This is a genomic window from Marinobacter bohaiensis, assembly GCF_003258515.1.
GTDB lineage: Bacteria > Pseudomonadota > Gammaproteobacteria > Pseudomonadales > Oleiphilaceae > Marinobacter_A > Marinobacter_A bohaiensis.
The window spans coordinates 2,562,278-2,579,343 of record NZ_QGEH01000001.1 but is presented as its reverse complement, the minus strand read 5'-3'; the positions used below and the strand labels follow the sequence as shown (position 1 = coordinate 2,579,343).

The window sequence follows — 17,066 nt, the reverse complement described above, 5'->3', positions numbered from 1 at the left end:
CAGCGACATAGCTGCCAAGCAGGGGGTTATTCGACTTGAGGAGCAGGCGCGTCCCTCGAGCGTGCAGTCAGCAGCTGTCCCTTGCCCCTGGCCCCGCTCCAATAAGGGTAGCCGCAAATATGGGGTTCGCACGGCAGGGCTGATAAACTGCCGGGCTTTGCGGATCGGTTGGCCCGAGCCGGCCGGGAAGGCGACACCTTTGGAGCTACGACCAATGGCCGAAGACATTCAGACGGGAGAAGCAGGCCCGATATTGCTGCTGGCCCATGGTGCGGGAGCGCCAATGGATTCCCCATTCATGGCCGCACTGGCTGACGAGCTGGCCGAGCGTGGCGTCCAGGTGGTGCGCTTTGAATTCGGCTATATGGCCCGGCGCCGGGAGGATGGCAAGAAGCGGCCGCCCCCCAAGGCGGAAAAGCTGGTGGACGAGTTCGCCGGGAAAGTCACGGCCTACGGCGGCGACAGCCGGAAGCCTGTGTTCGTCGGCGGTAAATCCATGGGCGGTCGGATCGCTTCGTTGCTGGCGGCTTCTCAGGCCGCGCCGGTTGCCGGCTGCGCCTGCTTCGGCTATCCGTTCCATCCGCCGGGCAAGCCCGATCGCTGGCGCACCGACCATTTTGCCGAACTGGCTGTACCCCTGCTGGTCAACCAGGGGACACGGGACCCGTTTGGCCGCCAGGAGGAAGTCCTGGCGCATTTTGAGTCGTCCCTGCCGTTTGCCGTGGAATGGCTTGAGGATGGCGAGCACGATTTCAAGCCGCGCAAAGCCTCCGGCCTCACCCAGCAGGCGTTGATCGCCCAGGCGGCGGAACGCACGGCGCGCTGGATCAACGATCTCACGACCTGACCTTTTCCAACCGAACGAGCGAACCACCATGGATCAGATTCTTCTTTTCTGCCGGGCCGGCTTCGAGACCGAGGCGGGTCGGGAGCTGACCGACGCCGCCGCAGCGGCTGGACGCTACGGCTATTTCCAGCCTGAAGCCCATGCCGGCCGCGTGCTGTTCGTGCTGGCCGATGGTGGCGAGCCCGGCCAATTCATGAACCAGGTCGAACTGGCGGATCTCGTCTTCGTGCGCGACTGGTTCCAGGTGATCGCCGACGAGCCCCTGCCGCAGGAAGACCGGGTGGGCGCTGTTCTGGACGTGCTCCGGAACCAGCCTGAGTTGCCGGTGGCAGCGCGGGTAGAGATCCGGCTGCCTGAAGACAGTGAGCAACGGGATCTCAGCCATTTCGGGCGCAAGTGGGCTTCGCCCCTGTCCCGTGCATTGCGGGAAACGGGGTTTCTGGAGGAAAACGCCGACAACCCCTGGCGCCTGGAAGTTTTCCTGCCGTCTTTCGAGCGCATGGTGGTGGGCCTCAGCCACGCCGGAAACCGGTCGCCCTGGCTGAGCGGAATCCCGCGGCTGCGGCTGCCGGCTTCGGCGCCAAGCCGCTCCGCGCTCAAGCTGGAAGAAGCCTGGAAAGTGTTTATCCCCGATGCCCAGTGGCTTGACTATCTGGGGGGCGCCAAGAAGGCTGTGGACCTGGGCGCGGCGCCTGGCGGTTGGACCTGGCAGCTGGTGCAGCAGGGCATGCTGGTGACCGCCGTGGATAACGGACCCATGAACGACGAGCTGATGGCGTCGGGCCACGTCGAGCATGTGCGCGCCGACGGTTACCTGTGGCGTCCCCAGCGCGCGGTGGACTGGATGGTGTGCGACATCGTCGACAAGCCGCGTCGTACCACCGACATGGTGGTCGACTGGCTGGGCCAGCGGCTCTGCAAGTACGCTGTCTTCAACCTGAAACTGCCGATGAAAAAGCGCTACGACGAGTGGTTAACCTGCCGTGAGCGTCTGCTGGAAAACCTGGACGCGGTCGGCGTTCAGGTGCGCCTGCGGGCAAGGCACCTGTATCACGACCGGGAAGAGATTACCTGCTTTGTCGAACGCATGAGCTGAGCGGGCAAGACAGCAACCGGCATGCCTCAAGAGTCCGTCAGCATTGCTCCAGGATGGTGATTTTCTCGTCCTGGTCCATCATCGGACTGAGTTCGTTCATCATGTCCTTGCGCTCGTCGGAGTGGTACCACTGGTCCCAGTCCGAAATGCAGCGCCAGTTGCACAATGTCAGTCGGTGATTACCATCCCTGGCGTCCACCAGCGTCTCCCCGGATATGAAGCCGGGGGCGCCGACGGCCCGTTGCAGCAGTCGTCTCGACTGCTGTTCGTAGGCGGATTCCAGGGTGGCAGCGATATGGCGTTCGATCAGTACCCGTATCATCATGGCCTCCGCAACTCTTTGTTCTTATAATTCAATCTAGCACCGTAACCGACGATTCGCCTGTAAAGGGCGGGGGAGACATGATTTGGCGGACCTGACCTTCGACCTGGAACTGGATGCCACGGGCCTGATGTGCCCCGAGCCGGTCATGATGCTGCACAATCGCATGGCGGAATTGCCGGTCGAGGGGGTGCTGAGAATGGTCGCCACCGACCCATCCACACAGCGCGACGTGCCTAAATTCTGCCAGTTCCTCAACCATCGGCTGCTGCAGGAAGAGCACACCGACACGCAGTTCGTCTATTACATCCAGCGGGGCGCCTGACGATTGCGGCCGGCGCGGCTCTGTGGTCGTGTCAGGCCGGTGCCCGGCGTTGGCGCAGGTTGAACAGGCCCGCGCCGACGATCAGTGCGCACCCGACCACCTGGGAACCGGTCACCGGTTCCATAAAGAACAGCCAACCCAGCAGTGCGGCGAAAATCACCGATGAGTAGGTGAACTGGCCAATCTGCCCGGCCGGTGCAATGCGGTAGGCGGTGGTGATCAGCATTTGCGCCAGGGTGGCGCAAAGCGCAAGCCCGCCCATCCAGAGCCAGGTCGACAGACCTGGCGGAACCCAGACCGCAGCGGCGGCCGGCGCGGTGATCAGAGTTCCGAACAATCCGAAGTAGAAGACGATGCGCGCACTGGGCTCGGCAACGCCCATGCGCCGGATGGTCACCTTCGCCGTGGCTCCGAGCAGGGCACCGGCGAGGCCCGCCGCGACAAACAGGTAGTCGTTCAGGTCGGCGGAGGCCGGATCTAGGATCACCAGAACCCCGGCAAATCCCACCGCGATGGTCAGCCAGATCAGGCGCGAGGTGCTTTCCTTCAGCCACAGCAGGGCAATGACTGGAATGAAGAAAGGCGCGGTCAGCTTGAGCAGCACCGCTTCGGTCAGCACCAGCTTCTCCAGGCTCAGGTAGTAGCAGTACATGGCGCTGACGCCGATGACCGCGCGCATCAGGTGAAAGCGCAGGTGCCGGGTTTTCAGGCCGGCCACGCCCTCGCGGCCGATCAGCAGCGGTCCGATGATGGTCAGCCCCAGGATATTGCGCAGGAAGACCAGTTGGGCGGACGGAATGTCCGGCGAAAGGTGCTTGATGATCGCCCCCATGACCGCGAGCAGCATCTCGCCGGCCAGGACAAAGGCCGCGCCACGCTGGATGGCCGTCACAGGCCCGCGGAGAGGGGTTGGAGGCGCTCCAGGTGGGACAGGAACTGTTCCCGGTCCATTTCACCCATGATGCGGGCGTTGATGCGCTCTTCACCGGCGGCGTCGAAGAACAGGATTGCCGGAGGGCCGAACAGTCCCAGCTCGTCCAGCAGGGCCTGCTGTTCGGCGGTGTTATCGGTCACGTCAATCTGCAGCAGCGTCAGCGGGGCCAGGGCTGAACGCACCGCTGGCGCGCTGAACACGTTGCGCTCCATCACCTTGCAGCTGATGCACCAGTCGGCGTAGAAGTCGAGCATCACCGGACGGCCGGCGCTGGCGGCGTCGGCCAGCGCGTTCCGGAGGGCCCCCGGTGAATCGACGCGGCGGAATATCGTTTCGGCATCATTGGTGCCGTTATGAACGAGGGTTGGCTGTGCGGTAAACGGCGCAAGCGGCCGGAGCGGATCCACACCACCGGCGAGGCCGCCGCCGATCAGCGCAATGGCGTAGGCGAACAGGACCAGACCCGCCCCTTTCCAGGTGCGCTGCCAGCCGACACGGGCCGCCTCGAACGCCCCCAGTTGGACGCCGGTGACCGCCGCCAAAAGGCCCCACAGAATGAGCGTGACCCAGCCGGGCAGCAACCGCTCCAGCAGCCAGATGGTAACCGCCAGCAGCATCACCCCGTAGAACGCCTTGACCGTCTGCATCCAGGGGCCGGTTTTCGGCAGCCAGCGGCGACCGCCGACGGCCACCAGGATCAACGGAATGCCCATGCCCAGCCCCAGAGCCAGCAACGCCATTCCACCCAGGACGGCGTCCTGGGTGGTGCTGATATAGAGCAGGCTGCCCGCCAGGGGCGCCGACACACAGGGGGATACGATCAGGGCTGACAACGCGCCGATGGCGAACACGCCCAGCGTCTGGCCGCCGGGCAACCGGCTGGAAGTGGCATCGAGTCGGCTGGTCAGGGTCTGGGGCAGGCGCAGGTCGAAGACGTCGAACATGGCCAGGGCGAAGACGAAGAAGAAGGCGGCGAACGTCACCAGCACCAGCGGCGACTGCAGTTGTGCCTGCAGGTTGAAGCTGGCCCCGAGCAGGCCAGTCAGGACCCCGGCGGCGGCATAGGTCAGCGCCATGCCCAGAACGTAGCTGATCGATAGCGCCAGCGCCCGGGCGGTGCTGCTGGTCCGGTTCGACACCACCGCGGTGATGATCGGCACCATGGGTAGCACGCAGGGCGTGAAGGTGAGCCCCAGGCCCAGCAGCAGGAAGAGTCCGGCAATCGCCAAGGGCGACTGGCTGCTCAGCAACGCGGCGATGCCACTGGCGTTGTCAGCAGAAACGGTGCCTGCCGGATCTGCGCCGGTTGTTGCGCCGGCCGCTCCGGCGCCATTGCCGACGAACAGTACCGGTCGCTTCTGAGGCGGATAACACAAACCGGCTTCTGCACAGCCCTGATAGCTGACCGTCAGCTGTGCCTCGTCCATGCCGCTGGGCAGGGTGACCGGCACATTGGCGGTCACCGGCTCGGTAAAGACCGTGACCTCGCCGAAATAGGGGTCGTCTTTCAGATGGCCCGGCACGGTGAAACTTGGGGCGCCGATCCTGACGTCCGGGTTGTCCGCGGTGACCGTCACGCGTCCGCGATACAGGTAATGCTCAGGGGCGATGTCCCAGCGTAACGCGACGCCGCCGTCCGTCACGGACGAGCTGAACGGCAGCGCTTCATCGACGGGCAGGAATTCACCGAGCTGATCGTTTCCGGTTGCCGACTTGAGATCGAAGGCGTGTGCCGGAGCGGTTGCCAGCAGGAAAACGACGGCAAGGAGCGTCAGCAGGGCCTGCAAGGCGCGCCGGTGTGTCGATGAGCGGAATATCGGGGGCAAACTGGTCAAACGTCGACTCTTCTCGTCTGGTCAGTGAAAGCGGAGCGCGGCGCAGGGCCCGTACCGGGCGCGCCGCGAGCTGGCCATTTAGAGTCGAATGGTATCAGAAAGTTCGCAACCCGGTGGGGCCGTGGATGCCGCAACAATCCCACCATTGGTGCGGTCTTGATCCGAATACTGGTATTGAGTGGACGAAACACGCACAATAGCGCACGCATGCAACACCATCCAGACGACCTGATAATGCTTTTTAACGATCTTTTTCGCGCACGATGGCGAACAGAACTGGTGCGTGGAGAGGACGAGCCTGAATACATTCCGGCCGCGGACAGCGAGGCGTACCACCGCGTGGTCTTTGCCCACGGCTATTTTGCCAGCGCCCTGCACGAAATCAGCCACTGGTGCATCGCCGGCGAAAAACGGCGCCAGCTCTACGATTACGGCTACTGGTACTGTCCCGACGGGCGCACCGGTGATCAGCAGGCGGCTTTCGAGAGTGTGGAAGTCAAGCCCCAGGCCCTGGAGTGGCTGTTCAGCGAGGCTGCGGGTCGCCGCTTTCACATCAGTGTCGACAATCTATCGGGCGATGGTGCCTGCGACGAGGAACACTTCCGGCGGAACGTGGCGTTGCAGGCCCAAACCTACCTGGCGCAAAAGATGCCGGAGCGGGCCCGGATGTTCCTGGATACCCTGCTGGATTTCTACGACCGCCGTTCCCGCTTCGGCGCGCACCTGTTCCAGGCCTGAAGACGCCGACGAGGTGCGGACGCGGATAGCGGATAGAGAACGTAAGACGCTCGATGAGAGTACAATGACATGTTGCTCCCGCCGAACCCATCACAAGGGCGGGACGAAGACCGTGGAGAGGTTTCTTTGAATACGATGGAAGTGCCACAAGACGACGGCCAGACGCCGTTCACCTCGTTCGATCTGGACGCGAAGCTGCAACAGGCGATCAGCGGTATCGGTTTCGAATACTGCACGCCGATCCAGGCGGAGACGCTGCCGCTGACCCTCGCCGGCCACGACCTGATCGGTCAGGCCCAGACCGGGACCGGCAAGACCGCCGCGTTCCTGATCACTGCGATCCAGCGCATGCTGAAGTCCCCGATTCCGTTGGAGGAGCGCTACGCCTCCGAACCGCGGATCCTGGCCCTGGCACCGACGCGCGAGCTGGCCCTGCAGATCGCCAAGGACGCCGAGGAACTGTGTGCCCACACCGGCCATAACGTGGTGACCGTGCTGGGCGGCATGAACTACGATCGCCAGCGCGACCAGTTGCGCAATGAGGTCGTGGACGTGCTGGTGGCCACGCCCGGCCGCCTGATCGATTTCCTGGGTTCCCAGGATGTGTTCCTCGATCAGCTCGATATCCTGATCATCGACGAAGCGGATCGTATGCTGGACATGGGCTTTATCCCTGACGTCAAGCGCATCATCCGCAAGTGCACGCCCAAGGAAGAGCGCCAGACCCTGCTGTTCAGCGCCACCTTCAACCAGGACGTGCTCAACCTGGCGTCCATGTGGACCCGGTCCGCTGAATTCGTGGAGATCGAACCGGAGCAGAAGACCGCTGAGCGCGTCGAGCAGACCGTTTATATGGTCAGCGAGGACGACAAGCTGAAGGTGCTGGTCAACTACATCCAGCGCCCGGAGGTCACCAAGGCGATCATTTTCGCCAACCGGCGCGACCAGTGTCGCGATCTGGAACAGGATCTGCGCCGCCAGGGTGTGAGTACCGCGCTGCTGTCCGGCGAGATCGCCCAGAACAAGCGTCTGAAGACCCTGGATCGCTTCAAGGACGGCTCGATCAAGGCTCTGGTGGCCACCGACGTCGCCGGTCGCGGCATTCACGTCAGCGGCGTCAGCCATGTGTTCAACTACAACCTGCCGGAAAACGCCGAGGACTACGTGCATCGCATTGGCCGTACCGGGCGTGCCGGTGAGCACGGCGTGTCGGTCAGTTTTGCCAGCGAGGACGATGCCTTCTCGTTGCCGGCCATCGAAACCTACATCAGCCAGAAACTGCCTTGCACGATTCCCGAGGAAGGCCTGATGGCGGAGCTGGCCCAGCCCCAGGAACCGCGTCGCCGGCGTCGGAGTAGTGGTGGCGGCGGTGGCAACCGCCGGCCGTCGTCAGGGCGCCGTCCGCGCCGGGCGTAAGGTAGAGACAGATGCTGATCGTTGCGGACGAGAACATTCCCTTACTGGATGCCTTCTTCGACGACATGGGGACGATTCGCCGGGTGTCCGGCCGGGATCTGACGCCGGCCGACGTGGCGGACGCCGACATCCTGTTGGTGCGGTCGGTCACGCGTGTGGATCGGCAGTTATTGGAAGGCAGTCGCGTCAAGTTCGTGGGCACCGCCACCATCGGTACGGATCACGTGGACACCGAGTGGCTGGCCGGGCAGGGCATTGCTTTCGCCAGCGCCCCGGGCTGCAACGCTTCCAGCGTCGTGGAATACGTGATCAGTATCCTGTCGATTTATGCCGAGCAGCGCGGCCATGACGACTGGTCCGACCTGTCGGTGGGCGTCGTCGGCGCGGGTAACGTCGGGCAGCGCCTTGCCGATACGCTGGGCCGCCTGGGATTCGAGGTTCGACGTTACGACCCGCCGCGGCAGCAGGCCGAGCCCGGCGAAGACTTTGCCACGCTCGAGGATGTCCTGGCCTGTGACGTGATTTCCCTGCACACGCCGTTGACCGACGACGGCGATTGCCCGACGCGGCACATGATCGATACCGATCGCCTGGCGACCCTGAATGCCTCCCAATTGCTGATCAACAGCGGTCGCGGCGGCGTGGTGGATTGTCAGGCCCTGAAAGGGCGACTGGCGCAGCCGGAACCGCCCTGGGCGGTGCTCGATGTCTGGGAAGGGGAGCCGGCTGTGGACCCGGAGCTGGTCCGGATGCTGTGGTTGATCACGCCGCATATTGCCGGCTACAGCCTGGAAGGCAAGGTCGGGGGAACGGAGCGGATCTACCAGGCGCTGTGTCGTTTCCTGGGTTTGCCGGCTCGCAAGAAGAGTGGTCAGTTTATGGCCGATCCGGCCTTGAGCAAGCTTTCGTTTACGGCGTCGGCGACTGCTCAGGAAGCCGCTCACCTGGCGATTCGCGCCTGCTACGACGTGCGTCGCGACGACGCCCGCTACCGGCGGGTGCTCGATCTGCCGGAGAGCGAGCGGGCAGCAGCGTTTGACGCCATGCGCCGCGATTATCCCGTGCGTCGGGAGTTCTCCAGCACCAAGGTGCAGCTCAAGGGCGGTGCCAAGGACCTGCAACAGGTGTTCAAGGCGCTGGCCTTCAAGCTGAAAACCTGACGCTTCGTCGATCCGCCGGCAAGCGTCCGCTGGCCGGCCATTTCAACACTTATCCGCTGTGTCTGTCGGCGGCCCGATCCGGGATCGCGCCTGTTAGCCTACTTTGCGCAGCGGCTCCTCGCGGGTGTCATCCGCGTCAGCCAGCTGTGCCAGCGATGAGCGAACCATCGCATCGGTAATCGGTACTTCACGGCCATCGGACAGGACGATGGCGGCGCCGTTCATCCAGCTTTCCGTTTGCGGTTGCTGTTGCGTCATGAATCCGGCCTCTCTCGGTTGTCGTTTCATCCTGCTGGCAGGCTAAAGCAGCTATGTGTCCGATTGATGACATCGGTACGATGCCTGCTGTTGCCTGACCTTTGCAACAGTCTGTCAGTCGGCGGAGAGGGAAGCTATTGTACGAAGGTGGGGCCCAAGCCGGGGAAAGTGCAGAGATAAGGCGGGGCGAAGGGCCCCGCCATCAAACTCAGTTGCCCCGGCCCTGCAGGGCGGCAATGCGCTCTTCCAGCGGTGGGTGCGTCATGAACAGGGCGCTCAGGCCACCGCGGGCGCCACGGTTGATACCGAACGCCTGCATGGAGTCGGGCATCTGGTCGGGCACACCGCTTTCCTGGCGCAGTCGTTCCAGGGCGCTGATCATGGCGCCGGTGCCGGCCAGCTGGGCGCCGGCAATGTCGGCGCGGAATTCCCGCCGGCGTGAGAACCAGAACACGATGGTGCTGGCGAGGATGCCCAGGACCACTTCGGCGATCATGCTGACCACGAAAAAGCCGATGCCGTGGCCGTTTTCGTTCTTGAGGATGACCCGGTCCACCACGGAGCCGATCACCCGGGCGGCGAAGATCACGAAGGTGTTGACCACGCCCTGGATCAGCGCCAGCGTCACCATATCGCCGTTGGCCACGTGACCGATCTCATGACCCAGCACCGCACGGATTTCGTTCTTGTTGAAGCGTTCCAGCAAGCCCTGGCTGACGGCCACCAGCGCATCGTTCTTGTTCCAGCCCGTGGCAAACGCGTTGGACTGGCTAGCCGGGAAGATGGCCACATCCGGCATCTTTATGCCGGCCTGCTGGGCCAGGTCGGCCACGGTTTCCACCAGCCAGCGTTCGGCCGGCGTGCGTGGTTGTTCGATGATCTGGGCGCGGGTGCTCCAGAGCGCCATCTTCTTGGAAATCAGTAGCGAGATAATTGATCCCGCGAAGCCGAAGACAGCGGCAAAAATCAGCAGGTTGCCGTAGGCAATGCCGTTCTGTGCCAGGTAGCTGTCCACGCCAATCAGTTTCAGCGTGATGCTGGCTACCACAATCACCGCCAGGTTTGTGGCGAGGAAGAGCAGAATTCTCATCAGGTTCCAACCTCCAGTTGAATACGACAGACAATATCGGGGCGGCAGAATTCCCGTTCAATGGGATTACAGGGAATTAACCTGGAGGGCTGCGGGCTTTTTCGGTCGCGGATCAGTTGCCGACGAAGAGGATGGTATGGACCGTATCGGCCAGCAGCGATGAGTTGCCGTGCTTCAGGGCAACGCGCACCAGGTGGATATTGGTGGCCAGGTCGGCCTGAACCGCGGGCGGCAGGCCTTCGGTGTCTTCCGGGTAAGTACCGGCCAGGGAAGCGGGCAGGGCATCGGTGCGCACCGCGGCGTTGAGCCGGGTGAAGGTGGGTTGCGTCAGCACCACCTGGTCGACGGCGTCCTGGTGGATCGTATCCTGGTAGCGGATGTGCCCCTCTTCGGCGAGCCACAGCATGGTGGAGAAACAGGCGCGGTGACGGCGGCTGTGCAGGCCGAACTCGTCGGGGGTGTCCGGGCCGGCGATGTCTTCCACGTACAGGCTTACCTTGCGCGGAAAGGCGTTGTAGAGCTGTACGAGGATGATGGCGGTGTCCCGGAAGAACTCCTCGATGTGGATGTCTGCCATGGTGCTGATACGTCCCGCTTGCCGATGATTTACTGCTGGTAGGTCGACAGGAAGTGCGCCAGGCGCTTGACGGCGTCTTCCAGGGTGTCGACCCGCGGCAGGAACACCACCCGGAGGTGTTGCCGGTCCTCGATATTGAAGGCCGAGCCCTGCACCAGCAGGATACGCTCCTGCATCAGCAGATCCAGGACCAGCTTCTCATCGTCGAAGATCGGAAAGCGTTTGGGATCCAGCTTGGGGAACATGTACAGCGCGCCGGCGGGCTTCACGCAGCTGACACCGGGGATGTCATTGAGCAGGGACCAGGCGGTTTCGCGCTGTTCGTAGAGCCGCCCGCCCGGCGCCACCAGATCGTTGATCGACTGGTAGCCACCCAGGGCCGTCTGGATCGCCAGTTGCGCCGGCACATTGGAGCACAGGCGCATGGAGGCCAGCATCTCGATGCCCTCGATCAGATCACGGGCCTTGTGCTTGGCGCCGCTGATGATCATCCAGCCGGAGCGGTAACCCGCCGCCCGGTAGTTCTTGGACAGGCCGTTGTAGGTGAAGAACAGCACGTCGTCCGCCAGGGAGGCGGTGGATACGTGCCTGGCGCCGTCGTAGAGGATCTTGTCGTAGATTTCGTCGGACAGCACGATCAGGTTGTGCTGGCGTGCCAGTTCGATGACCTGTTCCAGCAGTTCCGGCGGATACACGGCACCGGTCGGGTTGTTCGGGTTGATCAGCACAATGGCGCGGCTGCGCGATGTGATCTTGCTGCGAATGTCGTCGATGTCCGGGAACCAGTCCTGGGATTCGTCGCAGTGGTAGTGCACCGGCTTGCCGCTGGACAGGGTGACGGCGGCGGTCCAGAGCGGATAGTCCGGGGCTGGAACGAGCACCTCGTCACCGGTGTTCAACAGGGCCTGCATGGACATGACGATCAGCTCGCTGACGCCGTTGCCCAGGTAGACGTCGTCGATGTCGACTTTTTCGATGCCGCGCTGCTGGCAGTAATGCATGACCGCCTTGCGGGCGGAAAACAGGCCCTTGGATTCCACGTAGCCCTGGGCTGAGTGCATGTTATAGATGACGTCCTGCTGGATCTCTTCGGGAACGTCCATCTCGAAGGCGGCCGGGTTGCCGATGTTGAGCTTCAGTACCCGATGGCCTTCCTCTTCCAGGCGACGCGCTTCACGCAGAACCGGACCGCGGATTTCATAGCACACGTTATCCAGCTTGGCGGACTTCTTGAAATTCTGCATGAGCGTTCAATTCCTGAAAGATGGGGTGTATCGATTGCCCGGTTATCCCGGAAGCGTTCTATTCTAGCCAAAGCGCCAGTTGGGTAGAAAGGGCGAAAGGCTCCTGAATTGTGATGAATAGTGGCACAATGGCCCGGAATTTGAGAGTCACAGTCTCTGGCCCGGCGACCGGTACAGTTGGCGGCTGATGACTTGCTGTATCGGTATTCAGTGTACAGGGAGACAGACATGCTGGCTTTTGACGTCATCCACGATCGTGCCGCTGCCCGCGCGGGCGGTCCTTCGGCGTTGGCGGCGCGGATGCCGCCGGTGCGCAGCGCTCAGGAGCTGGCCGGTTTGCCCGATCGATTCTACCTGTCCGCCATGACCCGACGGATCTTTCAGGCCGGCATGAAGCACAGCCTGATCAACGAGCGCTGGCCGGTGTTCGAGGAATGGTTCTGGGCCTTTGAGCCGGAGAAACTGATGCTGCTCTCCGAAGAGCAGCTGGAATCCGCCATGCAGAACCCGAAGCTGATTCGTCATTGGGGCAAGCTGCGCACGATCCCGGTCAATGCCGGCGAACTGCATCGCGTCAGTCAGGCGGAGGGCGGTTTCGGCCAGTTTCTGGCGCAGTGGCCGGACGACGACCTGTTCGGGTTGTGGCGCTGGCTCGGCAAGCGTTTCCAGCGCATGGGCGGTCATTCCGGCGCTCGCTTCCTGCGTCTGGTCGGTCGCGACACCTTTCTGTTGACCGACGATGTGCTGGCGGCCCTGCAGGCCAGCGATGTGATAGACGATAAACCCACTCGTAAGGCGGACAGGCAGCGCGTGAACGACGCCTTCGTCACCTGGCGCGAACAGTCCGGCCTGCCCATGGCACACATCAGCCGGATCCTGTCGATGACCGTCGATTGATGGCCTGATCGGCGGTGTTACGTCGTTGCCAGACGCACTCTGTTGTGCAAAATTAAATGGTGAAAAATAATAAGCCCGGTGCCCGTCAGGCTGGCGACCGGATTCCGAAAGACACCGCTAATCGGGGAGTGACTATGGCAACGGAAGACATCTACAGCTTCAACGTGCAGGATATCCAGGGCAGGGACCGGTCCCTGGCCGAGTACAAGGGCCATGTGATGCTGATTGTGAACACGGCCAGCAAGTGCGGCTTCACCCCGCAGTTCGAAGGGTTGCAGGCGCTTCACCGTGAGCTGTCGGATCGCGGGCTCAGCGTGCTGGGTTTTCCGTGTAACCAGTTCATGAGCCAGGATCCCGGTGACAACGACGAGATCAGCCAGTTCTGTAGCCTGAACTATGGCGTTGACTTCCCGATGTTCGCCAAGATCGAGGTCAATGGCGACGGAACGCATCCCCTCTACCAGTTTCTCAAGCGTGAGGCGCGCGGCGTGATGGGGTCGGAGAAGATCAAATGGAACTTCACCAAGTTTCTCGTCAACCGCGAGGGTGAGGTGGTCAAGCGCTACCCGCCGACAACCCGCCCGGAAGACATCCGGGAGGATATCGAAAAGCTTCTGTCATGAATGGGTACCACGACCGCAATGAGTGAGAACAAGGATCCGCTGGCGCTGGACAACCAGGTCTGTTTCGCGCTGTACGCGGCCAATCGCGCGATCACCGGCCTTTATCGCCCGCTGCTGGAAGAGCTCGGGCTGACCTATCCGCAATACCTGGTGATGTTGGTGTTGTGGGAGGCGGAGCAGGTTGCCGAGGCCACCGAAGTGATCAGCGTCTCTTTCCTGGGGCAGCGGCTGCGGCTCGATTCCGGGACCCTGACGCCGCTATTGAAGCGCCTCGAATCCCGCGGTCTGCTGCGGCGTCAGCGTCACCCGGAGGACGAGCGGGTGGTTGTGGTATCCCTGACCGAGACCGGCCGCTCCCTGCGCCAACGTGCCGAATCCGTGCCCGGCGAACTGATGTGCCGCAGCGGCCTGGATACGGAGCAGGCCCGGCAGTTGCGATCGTCACTGCAGGCGTTGCTGGATCATTTACCCTGAGCGACGGTATGGCCGGCCCAGCGTTCGATCACCGCGCGTAGCTCGTCCTTGTTGTAGGGCTTGGTGACGTAGTCGTTCATGCCCGCTGCCAGGCAGTCTTCCTTGTCCCCCTGCATGACGTTGGCCGTTACGGCGATCACCGGCAGATGTTTCCATTGCGGGTGTTTGCGAATGTGGCCAGTGGCGGCGTAGCCGTCCATCACCGGCATCTGACAGTCCATCAGCACGATGTCGTAATCCTGCTGGCGCAGGGCGGCCAGGGCCCGCTCACCGTTCTCCGCCAGATCCACCCGATACCCCAGCTTGCGCAGCATGCTGCTGGCCACGATCTGGTTGACCCGGTTGTCCTCCACCAGAAGGATGTTCAGGTCCGGGCTCGCTTCCCGGGGCGGCGAGGGCGCGGCGATCTCATCCGCTGCCCGTTCCCCTGAAGCCCACTGCAGAACGTCCTGCAGCTGGTCGCGGCGTAGGGGCAGGGCCACTACCCGAGGTGTTTCCCCGGCCAGGTTGGTGATCGACTGCTCCGGTTCACCGAACAGGATCAGGGGGGCAACGGGGGACTGATCCACCAGCGCCCCCCGGGTCCAGAGATCCGTGTCGCACAGGTAGGCGCCGGCCTGCTCGGCATCGGTTTCCAGCACGGGAATCTGCCAGGCCTGGAGCTGACGTTCCAGTGGCAGGCGATGCGGATTGTCCAGCGGGATGTCGAGGATGACGCCCTGGTCCCGCAACGGGGACTGGTCCATCTGGGTGACCAGGGACGGGCTGCGGACGGGCAGGGGCAGGATGACTGTGAAATGGGTGCCGCGGTTTTCGCGGGACTCCACGGTAATCTGTCCATGCATGCGTTCCACCAATTGCCGGCACAGGGTCAGCCCGAGCCCGGTGCCGCCGAAGCGTCGGGTGGTGTCGGCTTTACCCTGGGCAAACGGCGAAAAGATGCGGCGCAGGGTCTCGTCGGTCATGCCGATGCCGGTATCGATCACGTCAATCCGGGTCTCGCCATCCTGGCACAGAGCGCGGATGCGGACTTCACCGGCCTCGGTGAACTTGATGCCGTTGCCCAGCAGGTTGTTGATGATCTGGCGTACCCGGGTCGGGTCGCCCTGGAAGGTTTCCGGCAGGGCCGGGTCGATGTCGATCACCAGTTGCACGTCGCGGCCTCGGGCCTGCTGGTTGAGCAGGGTGGCGCATTCCTCAATGACATCGCGCAGGCTGAACTCGATCGCTTCCAGGCTCAGTTTGCCGGCTTCCACCTTGGAAATGTCCAGAATGTCGTTGAGCAGTCCCAGGAGGCTTTGGCCGGCGTTGCGGGCGATCTCCAGCCGGTTGCGCTGACTTGGCGACATCTCGCCGTCCAGGGCCAGCTCCAGCATACCCAGCACGCCGTTGAGTGGGGTGCGGATTTCGTGACTCATGCTGGCCAGGAAGTTAGCGCGGCTGCGGGCCCGGTGTACGGCGTCTTCCTTGGCCCGGATCAGGGCCCGGTTGCCGCGTTGCAGGGCTTCGTTCTTCTCGGAGATCTCCCGGGTGCGGTCTTCGACCTCCCGTTCCAGCTTGGACGAATAGTGCTTCATCTTGCTTTCGGCCAGGCGCACCTGGTCCAGGCTGCTGTCGATGGTATCCAGGTGCTCGTTGATGATGCCGACCATCTGACCGATCTCGTCGTTCTGGTGATTGCCCGGGATCGGCAGACGCACTTTTTCCGGCGCCTGCGGTTCCACCTCGCGCAGGGCCTGGATGACTCGCATCAGCGGTTTGGTGAGGATGAAATAGAACACGAACAGCAGGATGATGCTCAGGATCAGGCTCTTGATGAAGCCGCTGAACAGGGTATACCCGGCGCGGCTCAGAAAGGCCGTGCCGTAGTGATAGGTGTCGATGCGCACTTCCAGTTGGCCGAGGGGGATTTCCTCCAGCTGGGGCACGCGCAGGTTTTCACTGTATTCGCGGGAAGATCCGAACAGGAAGTCGCTCAGAACCCGGTAGGTGGACTCGGTGGAGCGCCGTGAAGAGGCGGCCAGCACCCGGCCGTCCGGGTCGACGATGCGGGCGTCGATGATTGCCGGGTGGCGCAGCAGGCCATCGAGCAGTTCCTTGGCCAGGCGGGTGTCGATGTTGTAGGCGATCTGGGAGGCAGGGCTGAAACTGATGTCCATCAGTGCCCGGATTTCCTCGTCCATGCTCTTGCGGGCGGTGAAATAGTCCAGCGTGACCTGGACCATATTGAGCAGGACGCCCAGGGCCATGGCCAGGAGCACTGTGTTGCGGGTCAGCCTGAACGACAGGCGCTTTGTGAATGTCATACTCACCGGTTTACAGTCCCTGTTCGGACAAGGCGGCCGAACAGGCTGTCCATGCAGTGCACTGCGTTGCCCGGGTCATCGGCCACTAACACTAGTCGTCATAGTCCGCTTTTTTCTTCCACTCTTCCTCTTCGTGCAGGAAGGTGTCCCATTCCTTGTCGAGACGGTGCTTTTCCTCTTCCTGGCTTTTGGCCCCTTCGGTCGTCACCATGTCCTCCAGCTCCTTGATGCGGGTCCGGTAACTCTTGATGGACTTGACCGCCAGTGGGTGATCCTTGGTCTTGCCCATCTCCGTCGATGCCAGGTGATAGGCGTGGATTGCCTTGCGCAGCTGCTTCTGGCGGATCATGTCGCGGGCCTGGGCGACATGAAAGTCGGCGGTGGTCTTGTGCACCAGGAAAACCGTCAGCTTGAGGTTCTTGCGCGCCAGCTTGGTGTCGAGACGGCCCCGCTTCTGCATGGCCTCGATGATCCGGTACAGGGACTGCAACATGGAGCGGACTTCGCCGGCCCGGGCCGGACTGTCGATGCGCACGGGAGAGCGTTCGTCGGCACCGTCTTGCATCCGTTCCCGCCGTGTGACGAGATCTTTTTCCCAGTCGTCGACGGGCTGAGCCCCCTTGAGCCCCTTCAGCTCGCGGCAAGCGTCTTCGGCCCGCATCAGCAGGATCGACTTGATGTCCCGGGTGAGGTACTGCGGAGGCAGTTCATCCAGCAGTCTCAGGCAGAGGCGAAAACCGTCTTCGCTGGATTTGGCCTTGCGGGCCCGTTCGATCCGGGCTTTTTCGCGAGCCTGGACAAGCACGATAACGGCGATGGACACCAGTACGATAACCGCGAAGAAAATGACAATGAGCGTTGTATCCATGCCCGGGCAGCCGTCTCTCTATCGTTGATGTTTATTATGGCGGCGCATCACCTGGA

18 protein-coding genes are annotated in these 17,066 nt (G+C 62.8%); 9 read left to right on the top strand and 9 right to left on the bottom strand.

Annotation, left to right across the window (positions count from 1 at the left end; translation table 11 throughout):
• The first annotated feature begins 214 nt into the window (after positions 1-214).
• Complete coding sequence (locus DKK67_RS11610) at positions 215-847, top strand: alpha/beta fold hydrolase (protein ID WP_111496490.1); 633 nt, start codon at positions 215-217, stop codon at positions 845-847.
• 28 nt (positions 848-875) lie between these two features.
• Positions 876-1,943: a 23S rRNA (cytidine(2498)-2'-O)-methyltransferase RlmM gene (gene rlmM / locus DKK67_RS11605; protein ID WP_111496489.1), complete on the top strand. Its 1,068-nt coding sequence runs from the start codon at positions 876-878 to the stop codon at positions 1,941-1,943.
• Positions 1,944-1,980: 37 nt separating this feature from the next.
• Here the strand turns inward: rlmM and DKK67_RS11600 are convergent, their stop codons facing one another.
• A complete protein-coding gene (locus DKK67_RS11600) occupies positions 1,981-2,265 on the bottom strand; it encodes an antibiotic biosynthesis monooxygenase family protein (protein WP_111496876.1) in 285 nt (94 codons plus the stop codon).
• An 85-nt stretch (positions 2,266-2,350) separates the two neighbouring features.
• On the opposite strand from DKK67_RS11600, the gene tusA reads away from it, so the two are divergent.
• Positions 2,351-2,590: a sulfurtransferase TusA gene (gene tusA, locus DKK67_RS11595; RefSeq protein ID WP_111496488.1), complete on the top strand. Its 240-nt coding sequence runs from the start codon at positions 2,351-2,353 to the stop codon at positions 2,588-2,590.
• A 31-nt stretch (positions 2,591-2,621) separates the two neighbouring features.
• Here tusA and DKK67_RS11590 read toward each other — a convergent pair whose 3' ends face one another.
• Positions 2,622-3,482 carry a DMT family transporter gene (locus DKK67_RS11590; RefSeq protein ID WP_111496487.1) on the bottom strand — a complete coding sequence of 287 codons (861 nt, stop codon included), beginning with the start codon at positions 3,480-3,482 and terminating at the stop codon, positions 2,622-2,624.
• A complete protein-coding gene (gene dsbD / locus DKK67_RS11585) occupies positions 3,479-5,359 on the bottom strand; it encodes a protein-disulfide reductase DsbD (RefSeq protein ID WP_228160581.1) in 1,881 nt (626 codons plus the stop codon). Before dsbD ends, DKK67_RS11590 begins: the two co-directional genes overlap by 4 nt.
• A 207-nt stretch (positions 5,360-5,566) precedes the next feature.
• Between dsbD and DKK67_RS11580 the strand changes: the two genes are divergently transcribed.
• From DKK67_RS11580 to pdxB, 3 genes are all read left to right on the top strand, one after another.
• On the top strand, positions 5,567-6,097 hold the full coding sequence (locus DKK67_RS11580; protein ID WP_111496486.1) for an elongation factor P hydroxylase: 531 nt from the start codon (positions 5,567-5,569) through the stop codon (positions 6,095-6,097).
• A gap of 135 nt (positions 6,098-6,232) precedes the next feature.
• On the top strand, positions 6,233-7,513 hold the full coding sequence (locus DKK67_RS11575; RefSeq protein WP_111496485.1) for a DEAD/DEAH box helicase: 1,281 nt from the start codon (positions 6,233-6,235) through the stop codon (positions 7,511-7,513).
• Positions 7,514-7,524: 11 nt separating this feature from the next.
• A complete protein-coding gene (gene pdxB, locus DKK67_RS11570; protein ID WP_111496484.1) occupies positions 7,525-8,673 on the top strand; it encodes a 4-phosphoerythronate dehydrogenase PdxB in 1,149 nt (382 codons plus the stop codon).
• Between the two features lie 93 nt (positions 8,674-8,766).
• Here pdxB and DKK67_RS21610 read toward each other — a convergent pair whose 3' ends face one another.
• From DKK67_RS21610 to DKK67_RS11555, 4 genes are all read right to left on the bottom strand, one after another.
• On the bottom strand, positions 8,767-8,931 hold the full coding sequence (locus DKK67_RS21610) for a PA1571 family protein (RefSeq protein WP_162628822.1): 165 nt from the start codon (positions 8,929-8,931) through the stop codon (positions 8,767-8,769).
• Between the two features lie 208 nt (positions 8,932-9,139).
• Positions 9,140-10,024 (bottom strand): protease HtpX, encoded by an 885-nt coding sequence (gene htpX, locus DKK67_RS11565; RefSeq protein WP_204355821.1) that lies wholly within the window; start codon positions 10,022-10,024, stop codon positions 9,140-9,142.
• A 109-nt stretch (positions 10,025-10,133) separates the two neighbouring features.
• A complete protein-coding gene (locus DKK67_RS11560) occupies positions 10,134-10,598 on the bottom strand; it encodes a hypothetical protein (protein WP_111496482.1) in 465 nt (154 codons plus the stop codon).
• Between the two features lie 29 nt (positions 10,599-10,627).
• Positions 10,628-11,842 (bottom strand): pyridoxal phosphate-dependent aminotransferase, encoded by a 1,215-nt coding sequence (locus DKK67_RS11555; protein WP_111496481.1) that lies wholly within the window; start codon positions 11,840-11,842, stop codon positions 10,628-10,630.
• A 228-nt stretch (positions 11,843-12,070) separates the two neighbouring features.
• Between DKK67_RS11555 and DKK67_RS11550 the strand changes: the two genes are divergently transcribed.
• From DKK67_RS11550 to DKK67_RS11540, 3 genes are all read left to right on the top strand, one after another.
• Positions 12,071-12,739 (top strand): DNA-3-methyladenine glycosylase I, encoded by a 669-nt coding sequence (locus tag DKK67_RS11550; protein ID WP_111496480.1) that lies wholly within the window; start codon positions 12,071-12,073, stop codon positions 12,737-12,739.
• Positions 12,740-12,873: 134 nt separating this feature from the next.
• Positions 12,874-13,362: a glutathione peroxidase gene (locus DKK67_RS11545; RefSeq protein ID WP_111496479.1), complete on the top strand. Its 489-nt coding sequence runs from the start codon at positions 12,874-12,876 to the stop codon at positions 13,360-13,362.
• 18 nt (positions 13,363-13,380) lie between these two features.
• On the top strand, positions 13,381-13,836 hold the full coding sequence (locus tag DKK67_RS11540; protein WP_111496874.1) for a MarR family winged helix-turn-helix transcriptional regulator: 456 nt from the start codon (positions 13,381-13,383) through the stop codon (positions 13,834-13,836).
• Here DKK67_RS11540 and DKK67_RS11535 read toward each other — a convergent pair.
• A complete protein-coding gene (locus DKK67_RS11535) occupies positions 13,824-16,142 on the bottom strand; it encodes a hybrid sensor histidine kinase/response regulator (RefSeq protein WP_111496478.1) in 2,319 nt (772 codons plus the stop codon). The genes DKK67_RS11540 and DKK67_RS11535 overlap by 13 nt on opposite strands.
• A gap of 91 nt (positions 16,143-16,233) precedes the next feature.
• Complete coding sequence (locus tag DKK67_RS11530; RefSeq protein ID WP_111496477.1) at positions 16,234-17,010, bottom strand: hypothetical protein; 777 nt, start codon at positions 17,008-17,010, stop codon at positions 16,234-16,236.
• Between the last annotated feature and the right edge of the window lie 56 nt (positions 17,011-17,066).

What these genes read in the sequence shown, in the direction of transcription:
- DKK67_RS21610 (WP_162628822.1), bottom strand. Translation starts at nt 8,931, where the DNA reads ATGACGCAACAGCAACCGCAAACGGAAAGCTGGATGAACGGCGCCGCC.
- DKK67_RS11600 (WP_111496876.1), bottom strand. Translation starts at nt 2,265, where the DNA reads ATGATACGGGTACTGATCGAACGCCATATCGCTGCCACCCTGGAATCC.
- DKK67_RS11540 (WP_111496874.1), top strand. Translation starts at nt 13,381, where the DNA reads ATGAGTGAGAACAAGGATCCGCTGGCGCTGGACAACCAGGTCTGTTTC.
- DKK67_RS11560 (WP_111496482.1), bottom strand. Translation starts at nt 10,598, where the DNA reads ATGGCAGACATCCACATCGAGGAGTTCTTCCGGGACACCGCCATCATC.
- DKK67_RS11530 (WP_111496477.1), bottom strand. Translation starts at nt 17,010, where the DNA reads ATGGATACAACGCTCATTGTCATTTTCTTCGCGGTTATCGTACTGGTG.
- DKK67_RS11575 (WP_111496485.1), top strand. Translation starts at nt 6,233, where the DNA reads ATGGAAGTGCCACAAGACGACGGCCAGACGCCGTTCACCTCGTTCGAT.
- DKK67_RS11610 (WP_111496490.1), top strand. Translation starts at nt 215, where the DNA reads ATGGCCGAAGACATTCAGACGGGAGAAGCAGGCCCGATATTGCTGCTG.
- DKK67_RS11535 (WP_111496478.1), bottom strand. Translation starts at nt 16,142, where the DNA reads ATGACATTCACAAAGCGCCTGTCGTTCAGGCTGACCCGCAACACAGTG.
- rlmM (WP_111496489.1), top strand. Translation starts at nt 876, where the DNA reads ATGGATCAGATTCTTCTTTTCTGCCGGGCCGGCTTCGAGACCGAGGCG.
- DKK67_RS11555 (WP_111496481.1), bottom strand. Translation starts at nt 11,842, where the DNA reads ATGCAGAATTTCAAGAAGTCCGCCAAGCTGGATAACGTGTGCTATGAA.
- DKK67_RS11580 (WP_111496486.1), top strand. Translation starts at nt 5,567, where the DNA reads ATGCAACACCATCCAGACGACCTGATAATGCTTTTTAACGATCTTTTT.
- DKK67_RS11545 (WP_111496479.1), top strand. Translation starts at nt 12,874, where the DNA reads ATGGCAACGGAAGACATCTACAGCTTCAACGTGCAGGATATCCAGGGC.
- pdxB (WP_111496484.1), top strand. Translation starts at nt 7,525, where the DNA reads ATGCTGATCGTTGCGGACGAGAACATTCCCTTACTGGATGCCTTCTTC.
- DKK67_RS11550 (WP_111496480.1), top strand. Translation starts at nt 12,071, where the DNA reads ATGCTGGCTTTTGACGTCATCCACGATCGTGCCGCTGCCCGCGCGGGC.